The sequence below is a fragment of the Streptomyces rectiverticillatus genome, from assembly GCF_013394065.1.
GTDB lineage: Bacteria > Actinomycetota > Actinomycetes > Streptomycetales > Streptomycetaceae > Streptomyces > Streptomyces rectiverticillatus.
The window spans coordinates 6,082,121-6,102,553 of sequence record NZ_CP040752.1; the positions used below are offsets into that span (position 1 = coordinate 6,082,121).

General features: G+C 72.2%; 13 protein-coding genes and 1 tRNA gene. 5 read left to right on the plus strand and 9 right to left on the minus strand.

Annotated elements, in window-relative coordinates:
• Nucleotides 1-41: 41 nt before the first annotated feature.
• Nucleotides 42-129, plus strand: a tRNA-Leu gene (locus tag FGW37_RS26465).
• Between the two features lie 146 nt (nucleotides 130-275).
• On the opposite strand, the gene FGW37_RS26470 is transcribed toward FGW37_RS26465, so the two are convergent.
• On the minus strand, nucleotides 276-770 hold the full coding sequence (locus FGW37_RS26470; protein WP_179083336.1) for a hypothetical protein: 495 nt from the start codon (nucleotides 768-770) through the stop codon (nucleotides 276-278).
• A 345-nt stretch (nucleotides 771-1,115) separates the two neighbouring features.
• On the opposite strand from FGW37_RS26470, the gene FGW37_RS34025 reads away from it, so the two are divergent.
• Together FGW37_RS34025 and FGW37_RS26485 are read left to right on the plus strand one after the other, a co-directional pair.
• Nucleotides 1,116-1,835 (plus strand): helix-turn-helix domain-containing protein, encoded by a 720-nt coding sequence (locus FGW37_RS34025; protein ID WP_343067195.1) that lies wholly within the window; start codon nucleotides 1,116-1,118, stop codon nucleotides 1,833-1,835.
• On the plus strand, nucleotides 1,832-2,188 hold the full coding sequence (locus FGW37_RS26485) for a hypothetical protein (RefSeq protein WP_179083338.1): 357 nt from the start codon (nucleotides 1,832-1,834) through the stop codon (nucleotides 2,186-2,188). The genes FGW37_RS34025 and FGW37_RS26485 overlap by 4 nt, the downstream gene beginning before the upstream one ends.
• A 78-nt stretch (nucleotides 2,189-2,266) precedes the next feature.
• Here FGW37_RS26485 and FGW37_RS26490 read toward each other — a convergent pair whose 3' ends face one another.
• Complete coding sequence (locus FGW37_RS26490; RefSeq protein ID WP_179083339.1) at nucleotides 2,267-2,545, minus strand: hypothetical protein; 279 nt, start codon at nucleotides 2,543-2,545, stop codon at nucleotides 2,267-2,269.
• A 338-nt stretch (nucleotides 2,546-2,883) separates the two neighbouring features.
• On the minus strand, nucleotides 2,884-3,465 hold the full coding sequence (locus FGW37_RS26495; RefSeq protein WP_179083340.1) for a hypothetical protein: 582 nt from the start codon (nucleotides 3,463-3,465) through the stop codon (nucleotides 2,884-2,886).
• An 89-nt stretch (nucleotides 3,466-3,554) separates the two neighbouring features.
• Here FGW37_RS26495 and FGW37_RS26500 point away from each other — a divergent pair, with 89 nt between their 5' ends.
• Together FGW37_RS26500 and uriT are read left to right on the plus strand one after the other, a co-directional pair.
• Nucleotides 3,555-4,457, plus strand: a complete 903-nt coding sequence (locus FGW37_RS26500; protein WP_179083341.1) for a hypothetical protein — start codon at nucleotides 3,555-3,557, stop codon at nucleotides 4,455-4,457.
• A 221-nt stretch (nucleotides 4,458-4,678) separates the two neighbouring features.
• Nucleotides 4,679-6,142, plus strand: a complete 1,464-nt coding sequence (gene uriT, locus FGW37_RS26505; protein WP_179083342.1) for a uridine transporter UriT — start codon at nucleotides 4,679-4,681, stop codon at nucleotides 6,140-6,142.
• 100 nt (nucleotides 6,143-6,242) lie between these two features.
• On the opposite strand, the gene FGW37_RS26510 is transcribed toward uriT, so the two are convergent.
• Genes FGW37_RS26510 through FGW37_RS26535 form a run of 6 tightly spaced genes read right to left on the minus strand, consistent with a single transcriptional unit; the run spans nucleotide 6,243 to nucleotide 20,423 of the window.
• Nucleotides 6,243-7,475 carry an aromatic ring-hydroxylating oxygenase subunit alpha gene (locus FGW37_RS26510; protein ID WP_179083343.1) on the minus strand — a complete coding sequence of 411 codons (1,233 nt, stop codon included), beginning with the start codon at nucleotides 7,473-7,475 and terminating at the stop codon, nucleotides 6,243-6,245.
• A gap of 36 nt (nucleotides 7,476-7,511) precedes the next feature.
• A complete protein-coding gene (gene redH / locus FGW37_RS26515) occupies nucleotides 7,512-10,217 on the minus strand; it encodes an undecylprodigiosin ligase RedH (protein WP_179083344.1) in 2,706 nt (901 codons plus the stop codon).
• A gap of 38 nt (nucleotides 10,218-10,255) precedes the next feature.
• Nucleotides 10,256-11,326 carry an SAM-dependent methyltransferase gene (locus FGW37_RS26520; protein ID WP_179083345.1) on the minus strand — a complete coding sequence of 357 codons (1,071 nt, stop codon included), beginning with the start codon at nucleotides 11,324-11,326 and terminating at the stop codon, nucleotides 10,256-10,258.
• A complete protein-coding gene (locus FGW37_RS26525) occupies nucleotides 11,314-12,198 on the minus strand; it encodes a thioesterase II family protein (protein WP_179083346.1) in 885 nt (294 codons plus the stop codon). The genes FGW37_RS26520 and FGW37_RS26525 overlap by 13 nt, the downstream gene beginning before the upstream one ends.
• Nucleotides 12,185-13,246, minus strand: a complete 1,062-nt coding sequence (locus FGW37_RS26530; RefSeq protein WP_179083347.1) for an NAD-dependent epimerase/dehydratase family protein — start codon at nucleotides 13,244-13,246, stop codon at nucleotides 12,185-12,187. Before FGW37_RS26530 ends, FGW37_RS26525 begins: the two co-directional genes overlap by 14 nt.
• 4 nt (nucleotides 13,247-13,250) lie before the next feature.
• Nucleotides 13,251-20,423: a type I polyketide synthase gene (locus tag FGW37_RS26535; protein WP_246430577.1), complete on the minus strand. Its 7,173-nt coding sequence runs from the start codon at nucleotides 20,421-20,423 to the stop codon at nucleotides 13,251-13,253.
• Nucleotides 20,424-20,433: the final 10 nt, after the last annotated feature.

Genomic DNA, 20,433 nt, shown 5'->3' on the forward strand with positions numbered 1-20,433 from the left:
CCATGTCGCCGCGGGGAACACCCCGCCGGAGACAACACCTGGTCCGGGTGGCGGAATGGCAGACGCGCTAGCTTGAGGTGCTAGTGCCCTTTATCGGGCGTGGGGGTTCAAGTCCCCCCTCGGACACCAGCAGAAACCCCAGTTCACCTGGGGTTTTTCTGTTTTTGCGGGCCTGATGGCGCTCCGCGTGACCCACCGCGTGACCCACGGGATCGGGCTCTTCCCAGACCGGTGGCGTGACCAACCACGAGACTGACCCGGTCAGAGATATCGGATCAGGCCGCTACGCGAGCCGGCACGATTCGGTTGGCGCCGGCGGAAGCCGGCTTCTTCGCAGCGTCCGGGCGGCGCCGACCGTACCGCTCCATGGTGTAGCCCGGCGAGTGGTGCCGGGCGTTCGCCGAGACCTCTACCGGGGACTCGTGGGCGTTGAGGTCATTCGTGATCTTGCTGCCCCGCCAGTCGTGGAGCCGGAGGTTCTCCGGCAGGTGGAGCCGGTTCCGGACGGTCCGCCAGCGGGCGGACACCTTCTCCGGGTCCTGGGGGCCGCCGGCTTCGCCCCGGTAGAGCTTGAAGCCGTCCCTGGCGAACACCAGGCCGTGATCCACCCAGAGGTTCCCGAGCCTCTCCTTCTCGTACTGCTGGCGCTCCTGCTGCCACCACAGGCCGGACAGCGGCACCGCCCGGACCCTCAAGTGGGACGTGATCGAGTCGTCCGGGGGCAGGGGGTCGGGCACCGCCGAGTTCTTCACCGTGCCGTCGAGCGGCATCTATTTCCTGACCGCGGACTTCACGGCCTTGTCGCCGAAGGGACATCTCCCGGCGGCCCGCTCTACTCGATCACCGTGCCCGGCACGTACCTCACCTGCTCCTTGCGGGGCCTGGTGCGTGCGTCCCGCGGGGAGCGGGTGAGCCTCCGCGTGGCCGCGGTGCCGGGTACAGGCGAGTGGGAGGTCTCGGCCGGCTCGCGCACGAGTGCGCAGCTCAATCGCTTCGCCGCTGTGCTGATGGGCCGACCAAACGGTTACTGAGTTTGTGGGCGTGATGTCGTGGGGGCTGACGGGTGACGGCTGTCGCGGTACGCCCGAGATGTGAGGTATCTGAAAGGTGGTGGGTTGAGCGCCGAACGGTGGGCGTTTCGTGAACGGATCCGGGTGGAGGCGACCCGGATGTTCGCCACTGGGCAGGGCAATGCGGTGGTCGCGAAGGAGTTACGGGTCAGTGTGCGCTCCGTGCAGCGGTGGCGGCGCTCGTGGCTGGCCGGCGGCCACCGGGCTCTGCGCTCGAAGGGCTCAGCCGCCCGCCCCAAGCTGAGCGAGACCCTGTTCGCGCTGTTGGAGAAGGAATTGGCCAGAGGGCCGGTCGCGCACGACTTGGACCCTGGCGAGAATCAAGACGCTGATCGGGCGCGCTTCACTGCGGCGGCGCTCGGGCCCTGGCTCTGCTTCGAAGACGAAGAGGGCTTCTCGATGACGCCGCCAATCTTCCGCAGCTGGGCCCGACGCGGACACACACCGGTTATCCGGGTTAGAGGACGCTCCCGGTGCCGGATCTCGATCGCCGCTCTGACCTGCTACAAGCCCGGCCAATGCTCGCGTCTGGTCTACCGGACCCGGCGGCATGAGGACCACAAGAACGCACGCCGCCGCAGCTTCGCCTGGACCGACTACCGCGACCTGCTGGTCGCGGCACACCAACAGCTCGGCGGCCCGCTCGTGGTCATCTGGGACAACCTGAATGTGCACCGCAGCGAAGTCATCGACGGATGCCTCGCCGCGACGGGGCTGCGGCGAGCCCGCTGCTCCCCGGAACAGGATGAGACCATCAGAGAATGAACGCGGTGGAGAGAGTGACCGACCAGGACCTGCAGATCATCAAGGAGTGCCTTGACGCGGCTGTGAACGGACCGTTCTTCCCTGACTGGGAGTTCCACACGCTCATGGGCTTCACCCGGGACGAGATCGGCGCAATCGCGGCATCCTGGCCGTCGTTCTCCGATTCCGACACACAAGACGACGCGGTGAACAACGTGCTCAACATGCTGCTCGGCTACCCGCACGGCTACGAGTCCCGCTGGCATGACTATTCCAACGCAACTCTCGAGCAGATCGTGCAGACCCTCGCCCGCTGGCGCGGCGACGACGACCTCGACGGTACCGGCAAAGGCACCTTTGAACGGCTCCGCTAGAGCACGACATCACGCCCACGAGCTCAGTAACCCGGCCGCTTTCACCAGGTTTCCGTAACATGCTCGTACGTCAGCCTTTCAGGCCACGAGAAAGCTGATACGGACGTTGAGGTCGACATCGTGGAGGATCTCTCCGCGCACCTCTACTTGCGCCCCGTCGTGAGGCACGATGTTGTACACCTTCATCGTCGCGCCCCCCATAAAGGGAACTCCTTCAGCGCTGATCTCTGTCAAAGACACCATGACGACGCTGGTGCGATTGACTCCAGTCACACTGAAGGGCCTGGTGAAGACTCCGTGTGCGCGGAATGCCTGGAACGACCCTCCCGCCACTGCAGCTTGCTTTGAATCGCTCATCGACATTCATGTCGGTTGCCGCTGCTCCGGAACCAGCGCCCCTGTGAAACACCTAGGAGCCCATGAGTAATTCCAACCTCATATTGGACCTCTTCGGAATCGTCGGCATCCTTGCTACCGGGGTCGGTGCCTATGTCGTGATCCGGGCCTCGAAGGAGGCCAAGACCGCCGAGGGCTGGAGAGGCGAGGCAGAGGCACAGAAAGCCCGCGCCGATCGCCTGCAGGAAGACCTGACGGAGATCAAGGAGCGGCTCAAGCGGATCGGGCAGGGGAACGCCCGGCAGATGGCCGCGATACCGGAGTCGATGGCGACTGGCGGCAGCGGCGGCCGGTCGGGTTCAGCGCCAGCCACCGTGGCGCGGCTCCACGTGCTCGCCGAACGGTGGGTCGAACGCCTGCCCGTCGTCGTCGGTCACGACGTAGTGCGGCTCGGTCTTCGAGGCGGCTGCGTGCAACCGGATGACGAGGTCCGGGACAGGCGCGATGCGCAGCGACAGGGCTGCGGCCACCTGGGCGGCTTCGTTGTCGATGTCCGGGTTGTGCTTGTCACGGTACCGTTCGAGGTGTTGAGCGGAGATCTGCATGACCTCCACATCGCCACCGCCCGAGAACGAGAGGCAGTCCCGCCACTCCAGCCCGATGATGATCTCCAGCGCCTCGGCGAGGTCATCGGCGAGCAGCCCGCCCGCCCCTTCGGAACTCGCGAACACCACCGGCCGGCGGCCATTCTCCTCAGCGCCCAGGAAGTACGCCCCGCCAGCGGATTCCCCGGCGATCACCTCCAGTGGCGCACCTGAGGCCAGTCTGATGCCCTCGCCATAGTGCTTCCGGTGGATGTCGAAGCCGAACGATGACCGCAGCAGCAGATCGATCTCCGGGGTGGTCCGGATCAGGTCAAGCAGATGATCACTTGAGGTCATGGCAGGGACGATAAGCGAAGAGCTGCCCGGTGGCAGCTGTACGCGGATCGGTACGCCCATTGTCAGAGGCTGCTGGCAGTATCGCCGCCGTGAACGACATCCGTACCACCCCGCCTCGGCCGGCAGACGTCGCCACTGTCTTTCCTCAACTGGCTCCGCTGGCACGCCCGGCGACCCGGTTGCATCCCCGCCCCGGGTCTCCGTCACCGCACGACAGTTCGGTCGGCGGGCCGCTGCTGTGGCCCGCCGACGAGCCGTGGCCGTACTGCGAGGACGAGTCGCACGGGGCTCTGGCCGACGAGTGGAACGAGGGTCCGGTCGCCATGGTGCCCGTGGTCCAGCTGTACGTGCGCGACGTACCCCTGCTGCGACCGCCCGGACAGGCCGATCTGCTCCAGGTCCTGTGGTGCCCCTTCGAACACGAGCCGGACTACAAGCCTCCGACCGCGCTGTTCTGGCGATCCGCCGCCGAGGTCACCGACATCCTCGCCGCGCCGCCCGAGCCGTCTGCGGTGGAGTACGACGGTTACGTGCCGGAGCCGTGCGTCGTCGCGCCGGAGCAGATCACCGAGTACCCCAACTACCTGGATCTGCGCAGAGAGTTGCAGCAACAACTGGACGACAGAAGCAGGTGGCAGGCAGCCGGAGTGGACAACCACTATGCCCTTGCCCCGCACGAGTTCTACTGGTGCGAGCTGTCCGTCGCCCCCGGCTGGAAGGTCGGTGGCTGGCCGCCGTGGGGCCTCACCGATCCCGTCGCTCGGTTCTGCGCCGCCTGTGGCGTCGGCATGGTCCCGCTGCTGACCGTCGCCTCGGGCGAATGGGACTCCAGCAACCACGGTTGGGTCCCGTACGAGGATCAACACCTCGCCGCGCTCGGCACGGGCGACGTTGCGAACCCGCCCGCGGTCCAGGTCTCCAGGGGCAACCATCTGCAGCTCTACGTATGCCCGGAGTCCCCGGATCATCCGCACACCGACTTGATCCAGTGAGTCATCCCTCGCGTGCCGCGGTCGCCTCCTGTCTCCCGCGAGCCCGCCGGGGCGGGTAATATGGTACGAAGCGTCCCTCTCAGGGGGGTGTTTTCGCAGGTCAGGGGCCTGTCGGGAGCGCTCGGTGAGGGAGGCCGGTCTGCCCATCCTTGGACACCATCGAAACCCCAGCCGGGCTGGGGTTTTTCCGTGTGCCCTGAACTATCAGAGATCCACGAGGCATGAACGTTTCCACCACCGGGCGCGCCGGGCGCGCCGCAGGTGACCGGTCCGCCGCCGACGCGACGGGCCGCCGTCCCGTCCGGGTGGGCGTGCTGGTCGCCGCGCTGCTCACGGCCTGCGTCGCCTTCCAGCTCAACGCCAGCATGCTCAGCCCCGCGCTGAAGAGCATCGAGGACAGCCTCGGGGCCGGCTCCGCCGAGATCGGGCTCACCCAGACCGCGTTCTTCACGTCGGCCGCCCTGTTCTCCCTCTTCCTGCCGCGCCTCGGTGACGTCATCGGACGCCGCAAGGTCCTGGCCGGCATGCTGGCCCTGATGGCCGTCGGGTGTGTGGTCGCGGCGCTGGCGGAGAGCGTGCCCATGCTGTTCGCCGGGCGGATCCTGCAGGGTGTGTCCGGGCCCACCGTGCCCCTGTGCCTGATCATGCTGCGGGTCGAGGTGACCGAGCCCAAGCGCTACGGCACCCTGCTCGGTGTGATCACGGCCGTCAACGGCGGCGTCGCCGGTGTGGACTCCCTCGCGGGCGGCTTCCTCGCGGACAACCACGGCTTCCAGGCCGTCTTCTGGGCGATGGCCGTCGTGGCCGTCGTCGCCACCGTCCTGGTCGCCACCCTGACGCCCGAGAGCAAGGTGGCGGCCGCCGACCGGATGGACTGGCCGGGCGTGGCCCTGCTCGTGGTCTCCGTCGGCTCGCTGCTCATCGCGCTCAACGAGGCCGGCAAGCTGGGCGCCGCCCGCTGGCCGATGGTCGCCGCGCTGACGGCCGTCTCCGCCGTCGCCTTCGCCCTGTTCTGGCGCACCGAAGACCGCAGCGGCCACCCGCTGGTCGCCACCCGGCACCTCAAGCAGCGCGGGACCTGGGCCACCCTGCTGACCACCACGCTCACCATGACCGGCGTCTTCGCCGTCATGAACGGCCTCATCCCCTCCCTCGCCCAGGACGCCGAGGCGGGCCTGGGGATGTCCGCCGAGGCCTCCGCGTGGTGGACGCTCACCCCGTACGCCCTCGCGGGCCTGGCCATGGGGCCGGTCGCCGGCCGGCTCGCGGCGGGCTTCGGCTACGGGCGCGTGCTGCGTCTGGGGCTCGTGGGGTCGGCGGCGTCCGTCGTCCTGCTGATCCTCACCATCCCGGCGCACTCGCGCGTCCTGCTGCTGGTGGCCTCGCTGCTGGTCGGCATCACCTACGCGGGTGTGGCGAACATCGTGCTCAACGGCCTGGGCATCGTGCTGTCGCCCAAGGAGAACCCGGGCTTCCTGCCCGGTCTCAACGCGGGCGCGTTCAACCTCGGCGCGGGCCTGAGCTTCGCCCTGCTGTACGCGGTGAAGACCGCCGTGCAGCCGGCCGACCCGGCCTCGTCCACCGGCTACACCGCCGGCATGATCGCGGGTGTCGTGATCATGGCCGCCGCCCTCGCGGCGTCCTTCCTCATCCCGAAGCCGGCCACGGCGGAGGCGCACGGCTGACCACCCCCGGTCGGCCACGGCGGAAAACCCCGGCTCCCGAGCCGGGGTTTTCGCATTCCGGACGGCGTCCGCGCGAGGGTCCGCCGGGCCGCACCAGGACTCAGTGCGCCCGGCTCGCCGGCGCCACGGGAGTGCCGCTGCTGTTGCCGGCGCCGTTGCCGTTCGCCGCAGCCTTCGCCGCCCGGCGGCCGTTCGCTGCGGCCTTCGCCGCCGTACGCTTCGCCGCAGGCTCCTGCTCCGCCGCGGTCTCGGAGGTCTCGGCGGCCGCCGCCACCGCCTCCGCGGCCGGTGAAGTCTTCGACGCCGCCGCCTCCTGGATCAGCCTGGAGCGGATCGCCAGGTACTTGGCGTTCAGTTCGTCGACCGGGATGAACTTGCTGACGCCGCCCTCGCTGATCTTCGGTTCCTGGCGCTCCATGATGCGGACGTCCTGGACGTCCTGGATCCACTTCTCCATGTAGAGGGAGGCCCAGGGCAGGATGCGCCGCAGCTTCTCCGCGCGGAGGAGCGGCTTGAACGTCGGGTACTCGTACCAGCGCAGGATGTGCTCGGTGTGCCCGTCGTCGACGGGGACCAGCCACGACGTCGCCTCGAACTGCTCGGTCCGGACGTGGACCTGGCAGGGGAAGGTGAACGTGATGACGTAGTGCGTGGTGTTCGCGGGGTCCGCCTCCTCCTGGTGGTCGAAGGAGTAGCGCAGCGTCCGGCCCTCGGTCTCCAGCTTGTGGTTGACGATCTTCGTCGCCGCGAGGTAGCGCTCCTTGCCGTCCAGGCCCAGCTTGCGCGCGGTCCCGTAGAGGAACAGGTAGTCGATGTAGTTGAACCAGTGATCACGGTGGACGTACGTGATGTGGTAGAACTCGAGCAGGCTTTCGATGTAGCGGGTGTAGTGGACCGGGCGGGTCCAGTGCGTCGTCGAGTAGGCCTTGGGGTTGTCCGCGACGACCGGCGCGATCGCGATGTCCGGCAGGTCGGCCTCCGCCCGCTCCTCGCCCCACCACATCCACACCAGCCCGTGCGCTTCCCGCACCGGGTGCGTGGGCACCCGCAGCGAGCCGGGTATGCGGGCCCCCGAGCCCATCGCGGGCACGGCCTTGCACGCGCCGTCGGGCCCGTAGCGGAAGCCGTGGTAGGGGCACTCGACGGTGTTGCCCTTCATCCGGCCGTCGGCGAGGTTCGCGCCCTTGTGCGGGCAGCGCGCGCCCTGGCAGACCAGGTTGCCGTCGAGGTCGCGCCACAGCACCAGTTCCTCGCCCATGCGGCGCACGCCGGTGGGCTTGGAGTTGCCGACGTCCTTCGCCTCGAGTATCGGATACCACTGGTTGGGGATCATTTCGTTCTCTCCTCGGGCAGTTGCTCGGACGGGTGCTCAGCCTTCGACGACCTCGACCGTCCCCGTGTCACCGTCGACCATGACCATGTCCCCGGTGCTGATGCGCTGCGTCGCGTACTTGGTGTTCACGACCGACGGCACGTGGAACTCGCGCGAGACGATCGAGCTGTGCGACAGCATCGAGCCGACGTCCGTGACGACCCCACCGGCGATGGCGAACAGCGGCGTCCACGACGCGTCGGTGTAGCGGGTCACGAGGATCTCGCCGGCCTCGAACTCGTCGGCCTGCCAGGCGAGGTCCTCCACGATGCGGGCGCGGCCGACGACCCGCCCGGGGCTCGCCCCCAGCCCGCTCAGCCGGGCCCCGTCGGGGGCGGGCCGCACGGCCTGGGTGATGTCGTGCTCGCCGATGAAGGTCAGCGGCGGCTCCGGCAGCCGCTTGCGGTACTCGTGGACGCGCCGGGCCTCGTCGATCCGCTCCCGGGGGAAGGCCTCCGGCTCGCCGGCCTCCCCGGCCAGATAGGCCCGCACGTCCTCGAAGTCGAGGTGGGCGACCTCGTCGAGGGAGTGCAGGACGCCCTTGTCCACCAGGCGCCGGCCCACCTCGTACACCACGTTGCGCACCAGCCAGATCGAGGTGATCATCGACATCCGGGTGGTCTCGCGCAGCTCGCTGCACAGCGCGTACAGCGAGATGACGCTCTCGATCACCTTGCGCTGCGGCAGCGAGAGCTTCTTGAGGATCTCCCGCGAGTCGTCGCGGTAGCCGCTGCTGCGCTTGAGGATGTCGTCGGCGGAGAAGCCGTCGGAGGCGTAGCGCCGGATCATCTGGAAGATGTACGACGGGTCGTCGATCCACCGCGGGTGGGTGATCTCCATCTCCTGGTGGCCGCGGGTGCCGTTGGCGCGCAGGAACGGCTCCATGTGCCGCTCCCAGAAGACGGCGCCCTCGTCGTCCGCGCGCAGCGTCTCCTCGACGCGATCCAGCGGCTGCTCGCCGATGATGCGCAGCACCCGGGGCCGGTCCTTGGCGGCCTGGGCGACGGCCCAGATCTCCTTCGCGGACTCCACCGTCCGCAGGCTGGACATGTCCGTCTTGATGCGGTTCTGCAGGTTCTCGCCCTCCTCGCCGAGCCACATCCGGCACAGCTCGGTGAGGATCCCGTAGAACCCGAAGGCGTTGATGTAGTACGGCATGTAGCCGATGTGCATGTCGTGGAAGTAGCCCAGGTTGCGGGTGAGTTCGGCGTGCAGCTCGCGGCGGCTCATGCGCGAGAGGTCCAGCCGCCGGGCGCGGTCGAACTCGTAGAGCCGCGAGGCGACCATCTCGCCGGAGCGGGACTTCATCTTCACCGCCTCGGCGGCGGTGAAGCGCAGCCAGTGCGCGGTGGAGCGCAGGCCCTCCGTGCCGCCCGGGAACGTCCCGAAGGGGTTCTCGTAGTCGGCGAGTGCTCCTCCTTCGACCTCCTCGCCGACGAACCGCTTGGTGAAGTGGCGCTGGTTGCGCGTCGGCAGGGCCTGGCCGAGCAGGTAGGCGCTGTAGGAGATGTTGAGGTAGACGTGCCCCTGGTAGTAGCCCATGTGCAGGTCGGCTTCGCCGGTGTTGCGGACGCCGAGGGCCGCGGCGCAGTCCAGGTGGACGTTCTTCTGGTAGTAGCGCGCGAAGCTCAGGCCCAGCGGCGTCATCAGGCCGACGAAGATCTCGCCGATGTCCATGCGGGACCACAAGGTGCCCTGCTGGACGGGCTCCGGCTGCTCCGTCACGTACGGGCTGAGCGTCCCGGCGCGCGACGCGGCGTCGCCCGGGGCGGGCCGGGTGGTGATCGGGCGGGTCTGGAAGAGGTGGAACGCGCCGTCGCGCAGGCCCCATTCGACGTCCTGCTCGCTGCCGTAGTGCTCGCGCACCCGCAGCCCGAGCTTCGCGAGCTCGGCGAGCTGCGCGTGGTCCAGGCAGGGGACGTCGCGGTCGGCGGCGTCGACCTTCGTCATCCCGATCTTCCCGGGTGCCAGCGGCGCCCACTTGGCCACCTTGTAGCGCACCCGCTCCTCGACGACCTCCAGGCTGCCGTCGTCGACGACGAACAGGTCGCTGGAGACCCGCCCGGACACCAGCCCCTCGCCCAGCCCCTGGCAGGCCTCGACCACCACGCGGTGCGGCCGGGCGCTGACGGGGTCGACCGTGAACAGCACACCGCTGACATCGCAGTGGATCATCTCCTGGACGACGACGGCCATCGCCCCGGCCGTGGCGCCGTCGCGGTAGGCCGTGGCCCGGGCGGACCACAGCGACGCCCAGCACTGCCGCACGGCGTCCAGCAGCGCCGCGTCCCCCGCGACGTCCAGCACCGTGTCGTGCTGGCCGGCGAAGGAGCGCGCCGCGGAGTCCTCCTTGAGCGCCGAGGAGCGCACGGCCACCCGCGGCCGGCCGAGCGTCTCGTAGGCGGCGAGGATCTCGTCGGCGATCGGGGCCGGGATGCGGGTCGCGAGGATCAGCTCGCGGACCGTCCCGCCCTCGGTGCCCTCGATCTTGCCGGCCAGGCCGGTGCCGTCGAGGTAGCGGGTGAAGAGAGCGGTGGTCAGGCAGAAGGCGGGCGGCACCGGCAGCTCCGCCGCGATCATGTCGGCGAGCCGGGCCGCCTTGCCGCCGAGGACGGCGGGGTCGGCCTGCCCGGGACCGCCGAGGACGACGATGTCGCCGGTCCGTGCTGCGAGGGTGGCGGTGTCTTGGGGACGGGTTGCCATGTCGGGCTCTCCTGGACGCTCGGGCCTGCGCGGGGGGACTACTTGCTGGTGGCCGTGAAGGCGCGGAACTGCTCGCCCGGGACGATCCGGGCCGCCTCGACGCCGGTGAACCCGGCGCGCTCCAGCTGCGCGACGAGCTCCTCCTCGCGCGGCAGGGGGCCGCCGAAGTCGGCGTAGGCGAACCACAGGCTGAGCACGTCCAGGCCGATGTTGCCGCCCTGGCAGGACGTGGTGAGCAGGATCCGTCCGCCGGGCGCCAGCAGCGAGCGCACCCGCTCCAGCGCCGCCACGCGCTCGTCCTCGGCGAAGTAGTAGATGTTGTTGTGCATCGTCACGAGGTCGAACTGCGGCTGCAGGTCGAGGGTCCGCAGGTCGCCCTGCCGGGTCTCGACGCGGTCGGCGAGCCCCCACTCGGCCATGTTCTTGGCGGCGGTCTCCGCGACCTCCTGCTGCATGTCGACGGCGAGGGCCGACAGGCGCGGGTTGAGCCGCGCCGCGTGCCGCACGTGGACGCCGCTGCCACAGCCGACCTCCAGCAGCCGCACGGGGCTCTCCCGGTCGAGGGTGCGCGCGATGGCCGCTTCGACGAACGGCTCGATCACCCGCGTCGAGCGGGCGATGACGAGCCCGTCCTGGTCGCCCAGGGAGAAGCGCTCGCCGGTCGCCGCCATCCGGGGGCCGCCGAGCAGCACCGGCACGTGGAAGCGCAGCACCTCCTCCAGGGCGGCGGCCAGGGCGTCGTTGCCGGCCCGCGCGAGCGTCCGGGCGGCGAGGCTCTTGAGCCGGTAGCAGCCCTCGCGCTTGTCCAGTTCGCCGAGGCGCACCCCGATCTCCAGCCAGGCGCGCAGCCGCTGCTTGTCCTGCGTCGCGCCCAGCTTGTCGGCCAGCGACTCCAGGTCGCAGGGGCGCACGGCCAGCCAGCCCAGCACGCCGGAGCCCGTCGCCGAGGCGAGGAAGGCAGCCCGGTAGACGGGTGTGATGAACCCCTTGGACACGGCGAGCAGCAGGGGCATCCGCCAGTTGCCGGCGATCCGCACCGCGGCGAGGGCGTCGCCGAGCGGCTCCCCGACGCGCTTCCCGACGCTCTTGACCAGGCTCAGTACGTCCATGAGGGTTCCCTTTGCTCGGAGGGGGGCGTGGCGGCCCCGTCGGTGGCTGCGGGGGCCGTGGGGGCCGTGGCGCGGGGCAGGCGGGCGAGCTCACCGCGCAGCTCCCGCAGCAGCCGCTCCCGCGACGGGCCGTCGGCGGTGAGGAAGAAGTGGTCGCCGGGCACGTGGTGGCGCAGGAACGAGCTCGTCGTGTACGCGCGCCACGCCTCCACCTCCGCGGCCCCGGCGACGGGGTCGTCGCTCGCGGAGAACGCCGTCATCGGGCAGTCCAGGGGACGGCGCGGCCGCCAGCGGTAGCCGTTGCAGACCTGCAGGTCCGCCCGGAGGACCGGCAGCCTCCGCGCGAGGTAGGCGTCGTTGACCAGGGCCCGGTCGCCGTCGCCGAGCGCGCCGATGCCGGTCGCGAACCGGTGCAGCTCGGCGTCGGGCAGCAGGTGCTCGGTGCGGTCCCCGTACAAGTGCGGCGCCCTGCTGCCGGAGACGAACAGGTGCCGCGGCCCGGGCTCGCCGCGCTCCCGCAGCGCGCAGGCGGTCTCGTAGGCCAGCAGCGCGCCCATGCTGTGCCCGAAGAACGCGTAGTCGCGGGTGAACCCTTGGCGTACGAGCTCGTCGGCGACGTCGGCCACGAGCGGCTGCGCGGACGTGTACGGCTCCTCGCGCATCCGCAGGCCGCGCCCCGGCAGCTGCAGGGCCGCGACCTCCACGCCGAGGTGCTCGCGCCAGTCGCGGTAGACGGAGGCCGTGCCGCCCGCGTACGGGAAGCAGATCAGCACGGTCCCCGCGGCGCCGGCGGCGGGCGGCGGCGCCCCGAAGCGCGGGAACCACAGGGCGTCCCGGGGGAGGGCGGCGACGAGCGGCTCAGCGGGCGACATGCCGGCGCCCCTCCGCCGAGTCCAGCCACGCGATCGTCCGCCGCATGCCCTCCTCGAAGCCCACCGGGCTCTTGAAGCCGAACTCCTCCTGCGCGCGCTCGATCCCGTACGACTGGTCGCGGTCGAAGAGGTGCACCGCGTGGCGGGTGAGGACCGGCCGCGCCTTGATGCCGAAGGCGCCGTAGAGCTTCTCCGAGACCGTCGCCACGAGGGTGGCCACCGGTGTGGGCAGGCTGAGCCGGGGCGACGGCGCGTCCAGGCCGCGGGCGAGCGCCTCGATGTACTCGCGCCACGTCGTGAGTTCGGGGTCGCGCAGGTTGTACGCGCGCCCCGCCGTCGCCTCGGAGGCACACGCGTCGATCATGGCGTCGACGGCGTTGCCCACGTACAGCAGTCCGGCCGGGACGCGGCCCTGGCGGATGTAGACCATCTGCTTGCGCAGCAGCAGGTCCGCGATCTCGATGACGAAGTCCTTGCTGCCGGGCCCGTAGACGGACACCGGGCGGATCACCGTCACCGGCACCCCGGTGCGCTCGGCGGCCTCGCGCACCGCCCGCTCGCCGAGCAGCTTGCTGCGGTTGTAGGGCAGGCCGGTGTCCCGCGGCTCGGTGCGCTCGTCGCAGGGCCGCACGGGATAGCCGTAGACGTCGGTGGTGCTGACGTGCAGCACCCGCCGCACCGTACCCGCGTGGGCCGCGGCCTCGACGACGTTGGCCGCGCCGGTGACGTTGATGCGCCGGAAGTCCTCCCAGGCGCCCCAGTCCGCCGACATCCCGGCGCAGTTGTAGACCTGCCGCACCCCGGCCACGGCCCGGTGCAGGCTCGCGAGGTCGTTGAGGTCGCCGACGACGGCATCGGCCTCGGACCCGGCGAAACCCGACCGGTCGCTGCCCTCCCGCACGAGCACGCGCACCCGGTGGCCCCGCTCGGCGAGGCGGCGGACGAGGTGCCCGCCGATGAACCCGCTCGCCCCGGTGACCAGGACGTCCGGCTGTTCGCCGGAGCCGGGGGCGGGGGAGCCGGACGTGTCCTTGTTCAGCGTCGACATGGGATCACACCAGAAGGTCGAGGGAGGTTTCGAGGTCGACCTCGGTGTGGTCGACGTTGACGAAGAAGCGCAGCCGGCACTTGTCGCGCTCGACGGCCGGATAGCCGATGGGCATGACGTTGACGCCCTGCTCCAGCAGGGAGTTGGACAGGGCCATCGTCTTCTCCCAGTCGCCGGTGATGACCGGGATGACGGCGGACGCCCGGGAGACCCCGATGTCCAGGCCGCGCTCCCGGGCTCCGGCGCGGAAGAAGTCCGACAGCTCGCGCAGCCGGGCCACGCGCTGCGGCTCCTTGCGGACGACCCGGATCGCCTCCAGGGCCGCCGCCGCGTTCGCCGGCGAGATGCCGGTGCTGAAGATGTGCAGGGGAGCGGTGAAGCGGAGGTACTCCACGATCGGCTCGCGGGCCGCGATGTAGCCGCCGAGGCTGCCGATCGCCTTGCTGAGGGTGCCCATCCACAGGTCCACGTCGGCCCGGTCGACGGGGAAGTGCTCGCCGATGCCGCGCCCGGTCTCCCCGAGCACGCCCACCGAGTGCGCCTCGTCGATCATCAGCATGGCGCCGTGGCGCTGCTTGACCTCGATGAACCGGGGCAGGTCCGGGATGTCGCCGTCCTGGCTGTAGGCGCCCTCGATCACCACGAGCGCCCGCCGGTGCCGGCCGCGCAGCGCGGTCAGGATCCGGTCCAGGGCCTCCCAGTCGTTGTGCGGGAACGGCCGCCGCCGCGCGCCCGACAGGACGCAGCCGCGCACGGTGCTGTCGTGGCTCCACTCGTCGTGGACGATGAGGTCCTCCGGCCCGAAGAGGTGCCCCACCGTGGCCACGTTGGTGGCGTGGCCGCCCGCGAAGACGATCGCCGCCTCGGTGCCCAGGAACGAGGCGATCTCGGCGTCGAGCTCGTGGTGCAGCGGCGTCTCGCCGAAGAGCAGCGGGGTCGCCGACGCCGACGTGCCGTACTGGTCGATGGCCTCCTTCGCGGCCTGGCGCACCTGCGGATGCCCCGACAGCGCCAGGTAGTTGAAGGCGGCGAAGTTGACGACCTTGCGGCCGCCGATCGTGGCCTCGGCGGAGTTGAAGCCCTCGTGCGAGCGGCCGTACGGGTTCGAGCCGCCGGAGCGGGCCTGCCGCAGTCGCCCCTGGAGCTCGGCGTACTCGGCCCACTCCTCGAAGGCGTACTCCTGCTTCACCGCCGGCCGCGCGGGCTGCGGCACCAGGGGCGGAACGGCCTGCGCCGGGGCGGGGGCGGGGACGGCAGGCGCCTGCGGTACGGGTCCGCCGCCGTCGCCCAGCCGGTCCACCAGGTCCCGTACCGTCGGGTCCTCGGGAAGGTCACGTTGCAATTCGTCCATCCGATCGGGGAATTGGGCGGCGATGCTGCGCTGCAGATCGGTCCGCATCAGCGAGTCGAACCCCAGGTCCACGCCGAGGCGGGCGTACGGCGGGATCTGCTCGGCGGGGAAGCCGCAGATCCGCGCGATGTGGCCGAGGACGCTGCCCTCGGCGGTCGCGTCGCCGGACGCCGGGGCGTACGCTTCCTGCCGCGCGGAGGACGGCGCGGTGGTGGGCAGGGCGGGGCCGGTCACGGCGGACCGCCGGGCCCGTTCCGCAGGGGCCGTGAACCAGTACGACTCCCGTTCGAGGACGGCGTGCGGCACGGGGACGTGCCGCGGCGGGTCCTGCCCGTCGAGCGCGGCCCAGTCCACGGCGCCGCCCGCGCAGTGCAGCCGGCCCAGCGACTGCAGCAGCGACTCCCACGCGTCGCCGCCGCGCCGCAGCGTCGGCAGCCACAGTGGCGCCGGGGCGTCCGCCGCACCGGGCTCGGCCGCGGTCATGGACCGGCCCAGGTTGAGGAGCGTCGGATGCGGGCCGACCTCCACGAACGCGTCGCAGCCGAGCCGGCGCAGCGTCGCGAAACCGTCGGCGAAGCGCACCGTGCCGAGCAGGTGCGCGCGCCAGTAGCCCGCGTCGGGGCGGCCGGTGAGCTCGCCCGTGGCGTCGGAGACCCAGGGGACGGCCGGATCCGCGAAGGCGATCCGCCCGGCCGCCTCCTGCAGCGGCTCCGCCGCGCCCGCCATCAGCGGGGAGTGGAAGGCGTGCGAGACGACCAGCGGCCGTACGGTGATGCCGCCTCCGCGCAGGGCCTCGCCCGCAGCGGCGATCTCCGCGGCCTCGCCCGACAGCACCAGGTGGTCACCGGTGTTGACCGCCGCGACCGCGACCGAGGCGAAGCCCTCCGCCACCGCGCGGACCGCGCCGGGGTCGCCGACGCACGCGATCATCGCGCCGTCGCCCGGCTGGGCGTCCATCAGCCGCCCGCGCTCCGCCGCCAGGGCCAGCGCGTCCTCCAGGGACACCGCCCCGGCGACGGCCGCCGCCGCGATCGCGCCCGCGCTGTGCCCGAGCACCGCCGCCGGGCGCACGCCCAGCTGAGTCCACACCCCGGCCAGCGCGGCCTCCAGGGCGACCAGGGCCGCCTGGCAGTACCGCGTGCTGCGCAGCTGCGCGGCACCGTCCTCGTCGAAGAGCAGCCGGGTCAGCGGGGTGCCGAGCAGCGGCCGCAGCACGGCGTCGGCGCGGTCGAGCGTGCGCGTGAACGCCTCGTGCGTGCCGTACAGCTCCTTCGCCATGCCCGTGTACTGGGTGCCCTGGCCGCTGAAGAGGAAGGCCACCTTCGGCTGCGGCCGGCCCAGCACGTGGCCGCGGACCGCCGCCGTCGAGGGCCGGTCGCGCACCAGGTCCTCCAGCGCGGCGTCCAGGTCGGCGGCCGAAGCGCCGGTGAGCACCGCGCGGTGGGCCAGGTGCGCGCGCCCGGTGTTCGCCGAGTGGCACACCTCCCGCAGGTCCGCGTCCGGGTGCGCCGCGAGGTGCGTGCGGTAGTGGCGCGCGAGCGTGGCCAGGGCGGTGGGCGTGTGCCCGGACAGGCACAGCGCGTGGCGCGGGCGCAGGGGTCCCGTGGCCGGGGCGGCGGCCGGAACCTCGGGTGCCGCTTCGAGGACGACGTGCGCGTTGGCGCCGCCGAACCCGAACGAGCTCACCCCGGCCCGTGCCGCGTCCCGCACCGGCAGCGCACGCCGGTCCGTGGCCACCTCCAGGCCCGCGCCCTCCCTCTCCAGGCCCCGGTTGGGCGTGGACAGGTGCAGCGACGGAGGCACCTGGCGGTACTTGGTGACCAGGGCCGCCTTGATGAGCCCGGCGATCCCCGCGGCCGCCTCCAGGTGGCCGATGTTCGTCTTCACCGAGCCGACCAGGCACGGCTCCTCCGCGGCCCGCCCCTGCCCGTACACGCCCGCCAGCGCTCCCCACTCGACGGGGTCGCCGAGCGCCGTGCCCGTGCCGTGCGCCTCGACGTAGCCGACCGCGGAGGCCTCCAGGCCGGCCTGGGCCAGGGCGCGTGCCATCACCGTGCGCTGCGCCGAACCCTTCGGCGCCGTCAGGCCGTTGCTGCGCCCGCCGTGGCCCAGGGCGGAGCCCCGGATCACCGCGTGGACGCGGTCGCCGTCGGCCAGGGCCGCGGACAGCGGCTTGAGGAGGACGAGGCCGACGCCTTCGCCGCGCACGTAGCCGTCGGCCGCGTCGTCGAAGGTCCGGCAGCGCCCGTCCGCGGAGAGCATCCCGCCCTGCGCGAACGCCACCGACAGGCCCGGCGTGATCAGGAGGTTCACCCCGCCGGCGAGCGCGGTGCGGCACTCGCCGGACCGCAGGCTCTGGCACGCCATGTGGACGGCGGCGAGCGACGAGGAGCACGCGGTGTCCACGGCGAGGCTGGGCCCCGCCAGGTCGAAGTGGTACGAGAGCCGGTTCGCCGCGACCGACTGGGCGTTGCCGGTCGCGGAGTAGACGTCGACCGCCTCCAGGTGCGGCATCTGCAGCTCGGCGTAGTCGTGGCTGCTGATGCCGACGAAGACGCCGGTCTCGCTGCCCGCCAGGCGCGCGGGCGTGAGGTGCGCGTCCTCGAAGGCCTGCCAGGCGACCTCCAGCAGCAGCCGCTGCTGGGGGTCCATGCGCTCGGCCTCGCGCGCCGAGATCCCGAAGAAGCGGGCGTCGAAGGCGTCGACGCGGTCCAGGAACCCGCCGTGGCGGGGGGCGTCGACGAGAGAGGGGTCCCAGCGGTCGCGCGGCACCTCGCCGACGGCGTCGCGGCCGTCCAGCAGGAGCCGCCAGTAGCTGTCCACGTCGGGGGCGCCCGGGAAGCGGCAGCCCATGCCGACGATCGCGACGGGCTCGCCCGGGGCCGGGGCGGCGGGGGCGGCCGCGGGCCGCGGCCGCTCCTGCGCGCCGAGGCGGGCCGCCAGCGCGCGGACGGACGGGTGCTCGAAGACCAGGCCCGCGGGCAGGTCGCGGCCCAGCCAGGCGCCCAGCTCGCCGGTGACGGCCACCGCCTGCCGGGAGTCGAGCCCGAGGGAGGTGAAGGGCAGGTCCCGGTCGATCGCGGCCGCCCGCAGACCGAGCCGCTCCGCGATCCGGGCGGCCAGCCACGCCTCGACGGCGTCGCTGCGGGGCGCCCTGGCGGGCGTGCGCGCGCCCTCGCCGGGCCGGTCGGCAGCTGCTTGGCCGGTCCGGTCGGCGGGTGGTTTCTCGCCGGTGGCGCCCGCGAAGGTGTGGTTGCCGGGCTGGTTCGCAGTCGCTTGGCCGGGCCGGTCGATGGGCAGGTCCTCGCCGGTGGCGCCCGCGAACGTGCCGTTTCCGGGCCGGTTCGGAGCCGTTCGGCCGGGCTGGTCGGCGGGTGGTTCCTCGCCGGTCGCGCCCGCGAAGGTCCGGTTGCCGGGCAGGTCCGCAGCCGCTCGACCGGGCTGGTCGGCGGGCAGGTCCTCGCTGGTTGCACCCGCGCACGCGTGGTTGCCGGGCTGGTTCGCAGCCGCTTGGCCGGTCCGGTCGGCGGGTAGTTCCTCGCTGGTCGCGCCCGTGAACGTGCGGTTGCCGGGCTGGTTCGCAGCCGCTCGACCGGGCTGGTCGGCGGGCAGGTCCTCGCCGGTCGCGCCCGTGAACGTGCCGTTGCCGGGGCGGTCCGCAGCCGTGCCTCGGTCCTGTCGGCCGGCGGGCGTGTTCTCGACGGGCCCGGCTGTCCGCATGTTCTCGCCGGTCTCGTTCACGGCCGTGGTCATGCCGGTCAGGCCCGCCGCCGCGTCCGCGCCCGCCACCGTGGCGAGCAGCAGCTCGACCAGCGCGTCGGTGTGCGGGTGTACCAGCAAGTCGCCCACCGCGAGCGTCACGCCGAACTCCCGCTCCAGCGCGGCGGCCGCGTCCAGGAGGGCCGCGTAGTCCAGGCCGAGGGCGGCGAAGCTGCGGCCTGTGAGGGAGTCCGCGCCGGTCACCCGGCTCAGGACGCGCGTGACCGCCTCCACGGCCTCCTCGCGGCTCACACCGGCCGCAGGGCGGGTGGCGGCAGCCGGCCATGTGCCGTCGCGCACCACGCTGGCCGCCACCACCTCCAGACCGAAGCCGGTGAGTCCCGCCCGGCACGCCTGCCGCTGGATCTTGCCGCTGGTCGTCTTGGGCACCGTCGACCGCTTGAGCAGGACGACGGTGTGCGGGGCGACCTGGTGCTCCTCGGCGATGGCGATGCGCAGTGCGGCGAGCGCCGCAGCGGTATCGCCGCCCGCGAACTCGTAGGCCAGGGCGAGCTGTTCGCCCTGCGCGGTGGGGATGCCGAAGGCGGCGCCGCAGCCGGGGCGGACGGCGTCCGCCGCCTTCTCGGCGGTCAGTTCGACGTCGTGCGGGTAGTGGTTGCGGCCCTGCACGATGACGATGTCCTTGGTGCGGCCCACCACGTAGAGCTGGCCGTCGCGCAGGAAGCCCAGGTCGCCGGTGCGCAGATGGGCCGCAGCCGTCTCCTCCTCCTTCTCCTCCTCGCCGGCGATGCGGGCGCCGAACGACTCGTCCGTGGCTTCCGGCCGGCCCCAGTAGCCCTCGGCGACGTTCGGCCCGGCCACCCAGATCTCGCCGACGCGGCCCTCGGGCGCCCGGCGGCGGGTGTCCGGATCGACGACGGCGACCTCGACGTCCGGTACGGGGGTGCCGCAGCCGACGACACGGGTCACCCGCTCCGCGCCCTCCGCGGCGGGCTCCGCCGCGCCGCGGGCCAGGGCGTCGGTGTCGAACGCGCCGAGGACCGGCGGCTGCGCGGCGTCGATGCCGGTGACCATCAAGGTGCCCTCGGCCAGCCCGTAGCAGGGCAGCAGGGCCCGGCGGTCGAACCCGCAGGGGGCGAAGCGGTCGGCGAAGCGCTCCAGCGTCTCGGCCCGTACGGGCTCGGCGCCGTTGAGGGCGAGCCGCCAGGCGCTCAGGTCGAGGCCGTCGCGCTGCTCGTCGGTGATCCGGCGCAGGCACTGCTCGAAGCCGAAGTTGGGCGCGACGCTGGTCGACGCCCCCGTCCGGGAGAGGGTGTCCAGCCACAGCAGCGGCCGCCGGACGAACGTGGCCGGCGCCATCAGGTGGGCGGGGAAGCCCCCGTAGAGCGGGGTCAGGATGCCGCCGATGAGCCCCATGTCGTGGTACGGCGGCAGCCAGGAGACCATGCCGGAGCCCTCGTCGTGCTCCAGGCGCAGATGGATGGAGCGCAAGTTACGGACGAGGTTGGTGTGGGTGACCATGACGCCCTTGGGGTCGGACGTCGACCCCGAGGTGTATTGCAGGAAGGCGAGGGAGTCGCCGGCCGTGCCCGGCTCGTGCCAGGCCTCGGCGTCCGCGGGCGTGAGGTCGCCGGCCGTCAGCCACGTCAGCCCGGCCAGGCCGAGCGCGGAGATCTCCTCCGGCTTGGCGCGCGCGGCCTCGCGGACGTCGGCGGTGGTGTAGGCGTGGGTGGCCCCCGAGTCCCGGGCGATGGCCGCGAGCCGGGGCATGGTCTGGCCGAAGCGCGCGCTGTCCGGGGGATACGCGGGGACGGCGATCGCCCCGGCGTAGAGGCAGCCGAAGAAGGCCGCGACGTAGTCCGGGCCCGGCGGGTGGAGCAGCAGGACGGGCCTGCCGCCGAGGTTCTCGCGCAGCAGCCGCCCCGCCACGGTGCGGGCGCGCAGGTCCAGTTCCCCGTAGCTCCACGACTCGCTCGCGTCGTCGGCACCGGGGAGAAAGCGGTAGGCGAGCGCGTCCGGCGTCCGGTCCGCGCGGCGTTGGAGCAGCGCGGCCACGGTCTCCGGTTCGCCGCCGGGCCAGGGCTTCCCGATCGGTCCTCGACTCAAGATGGTCTCC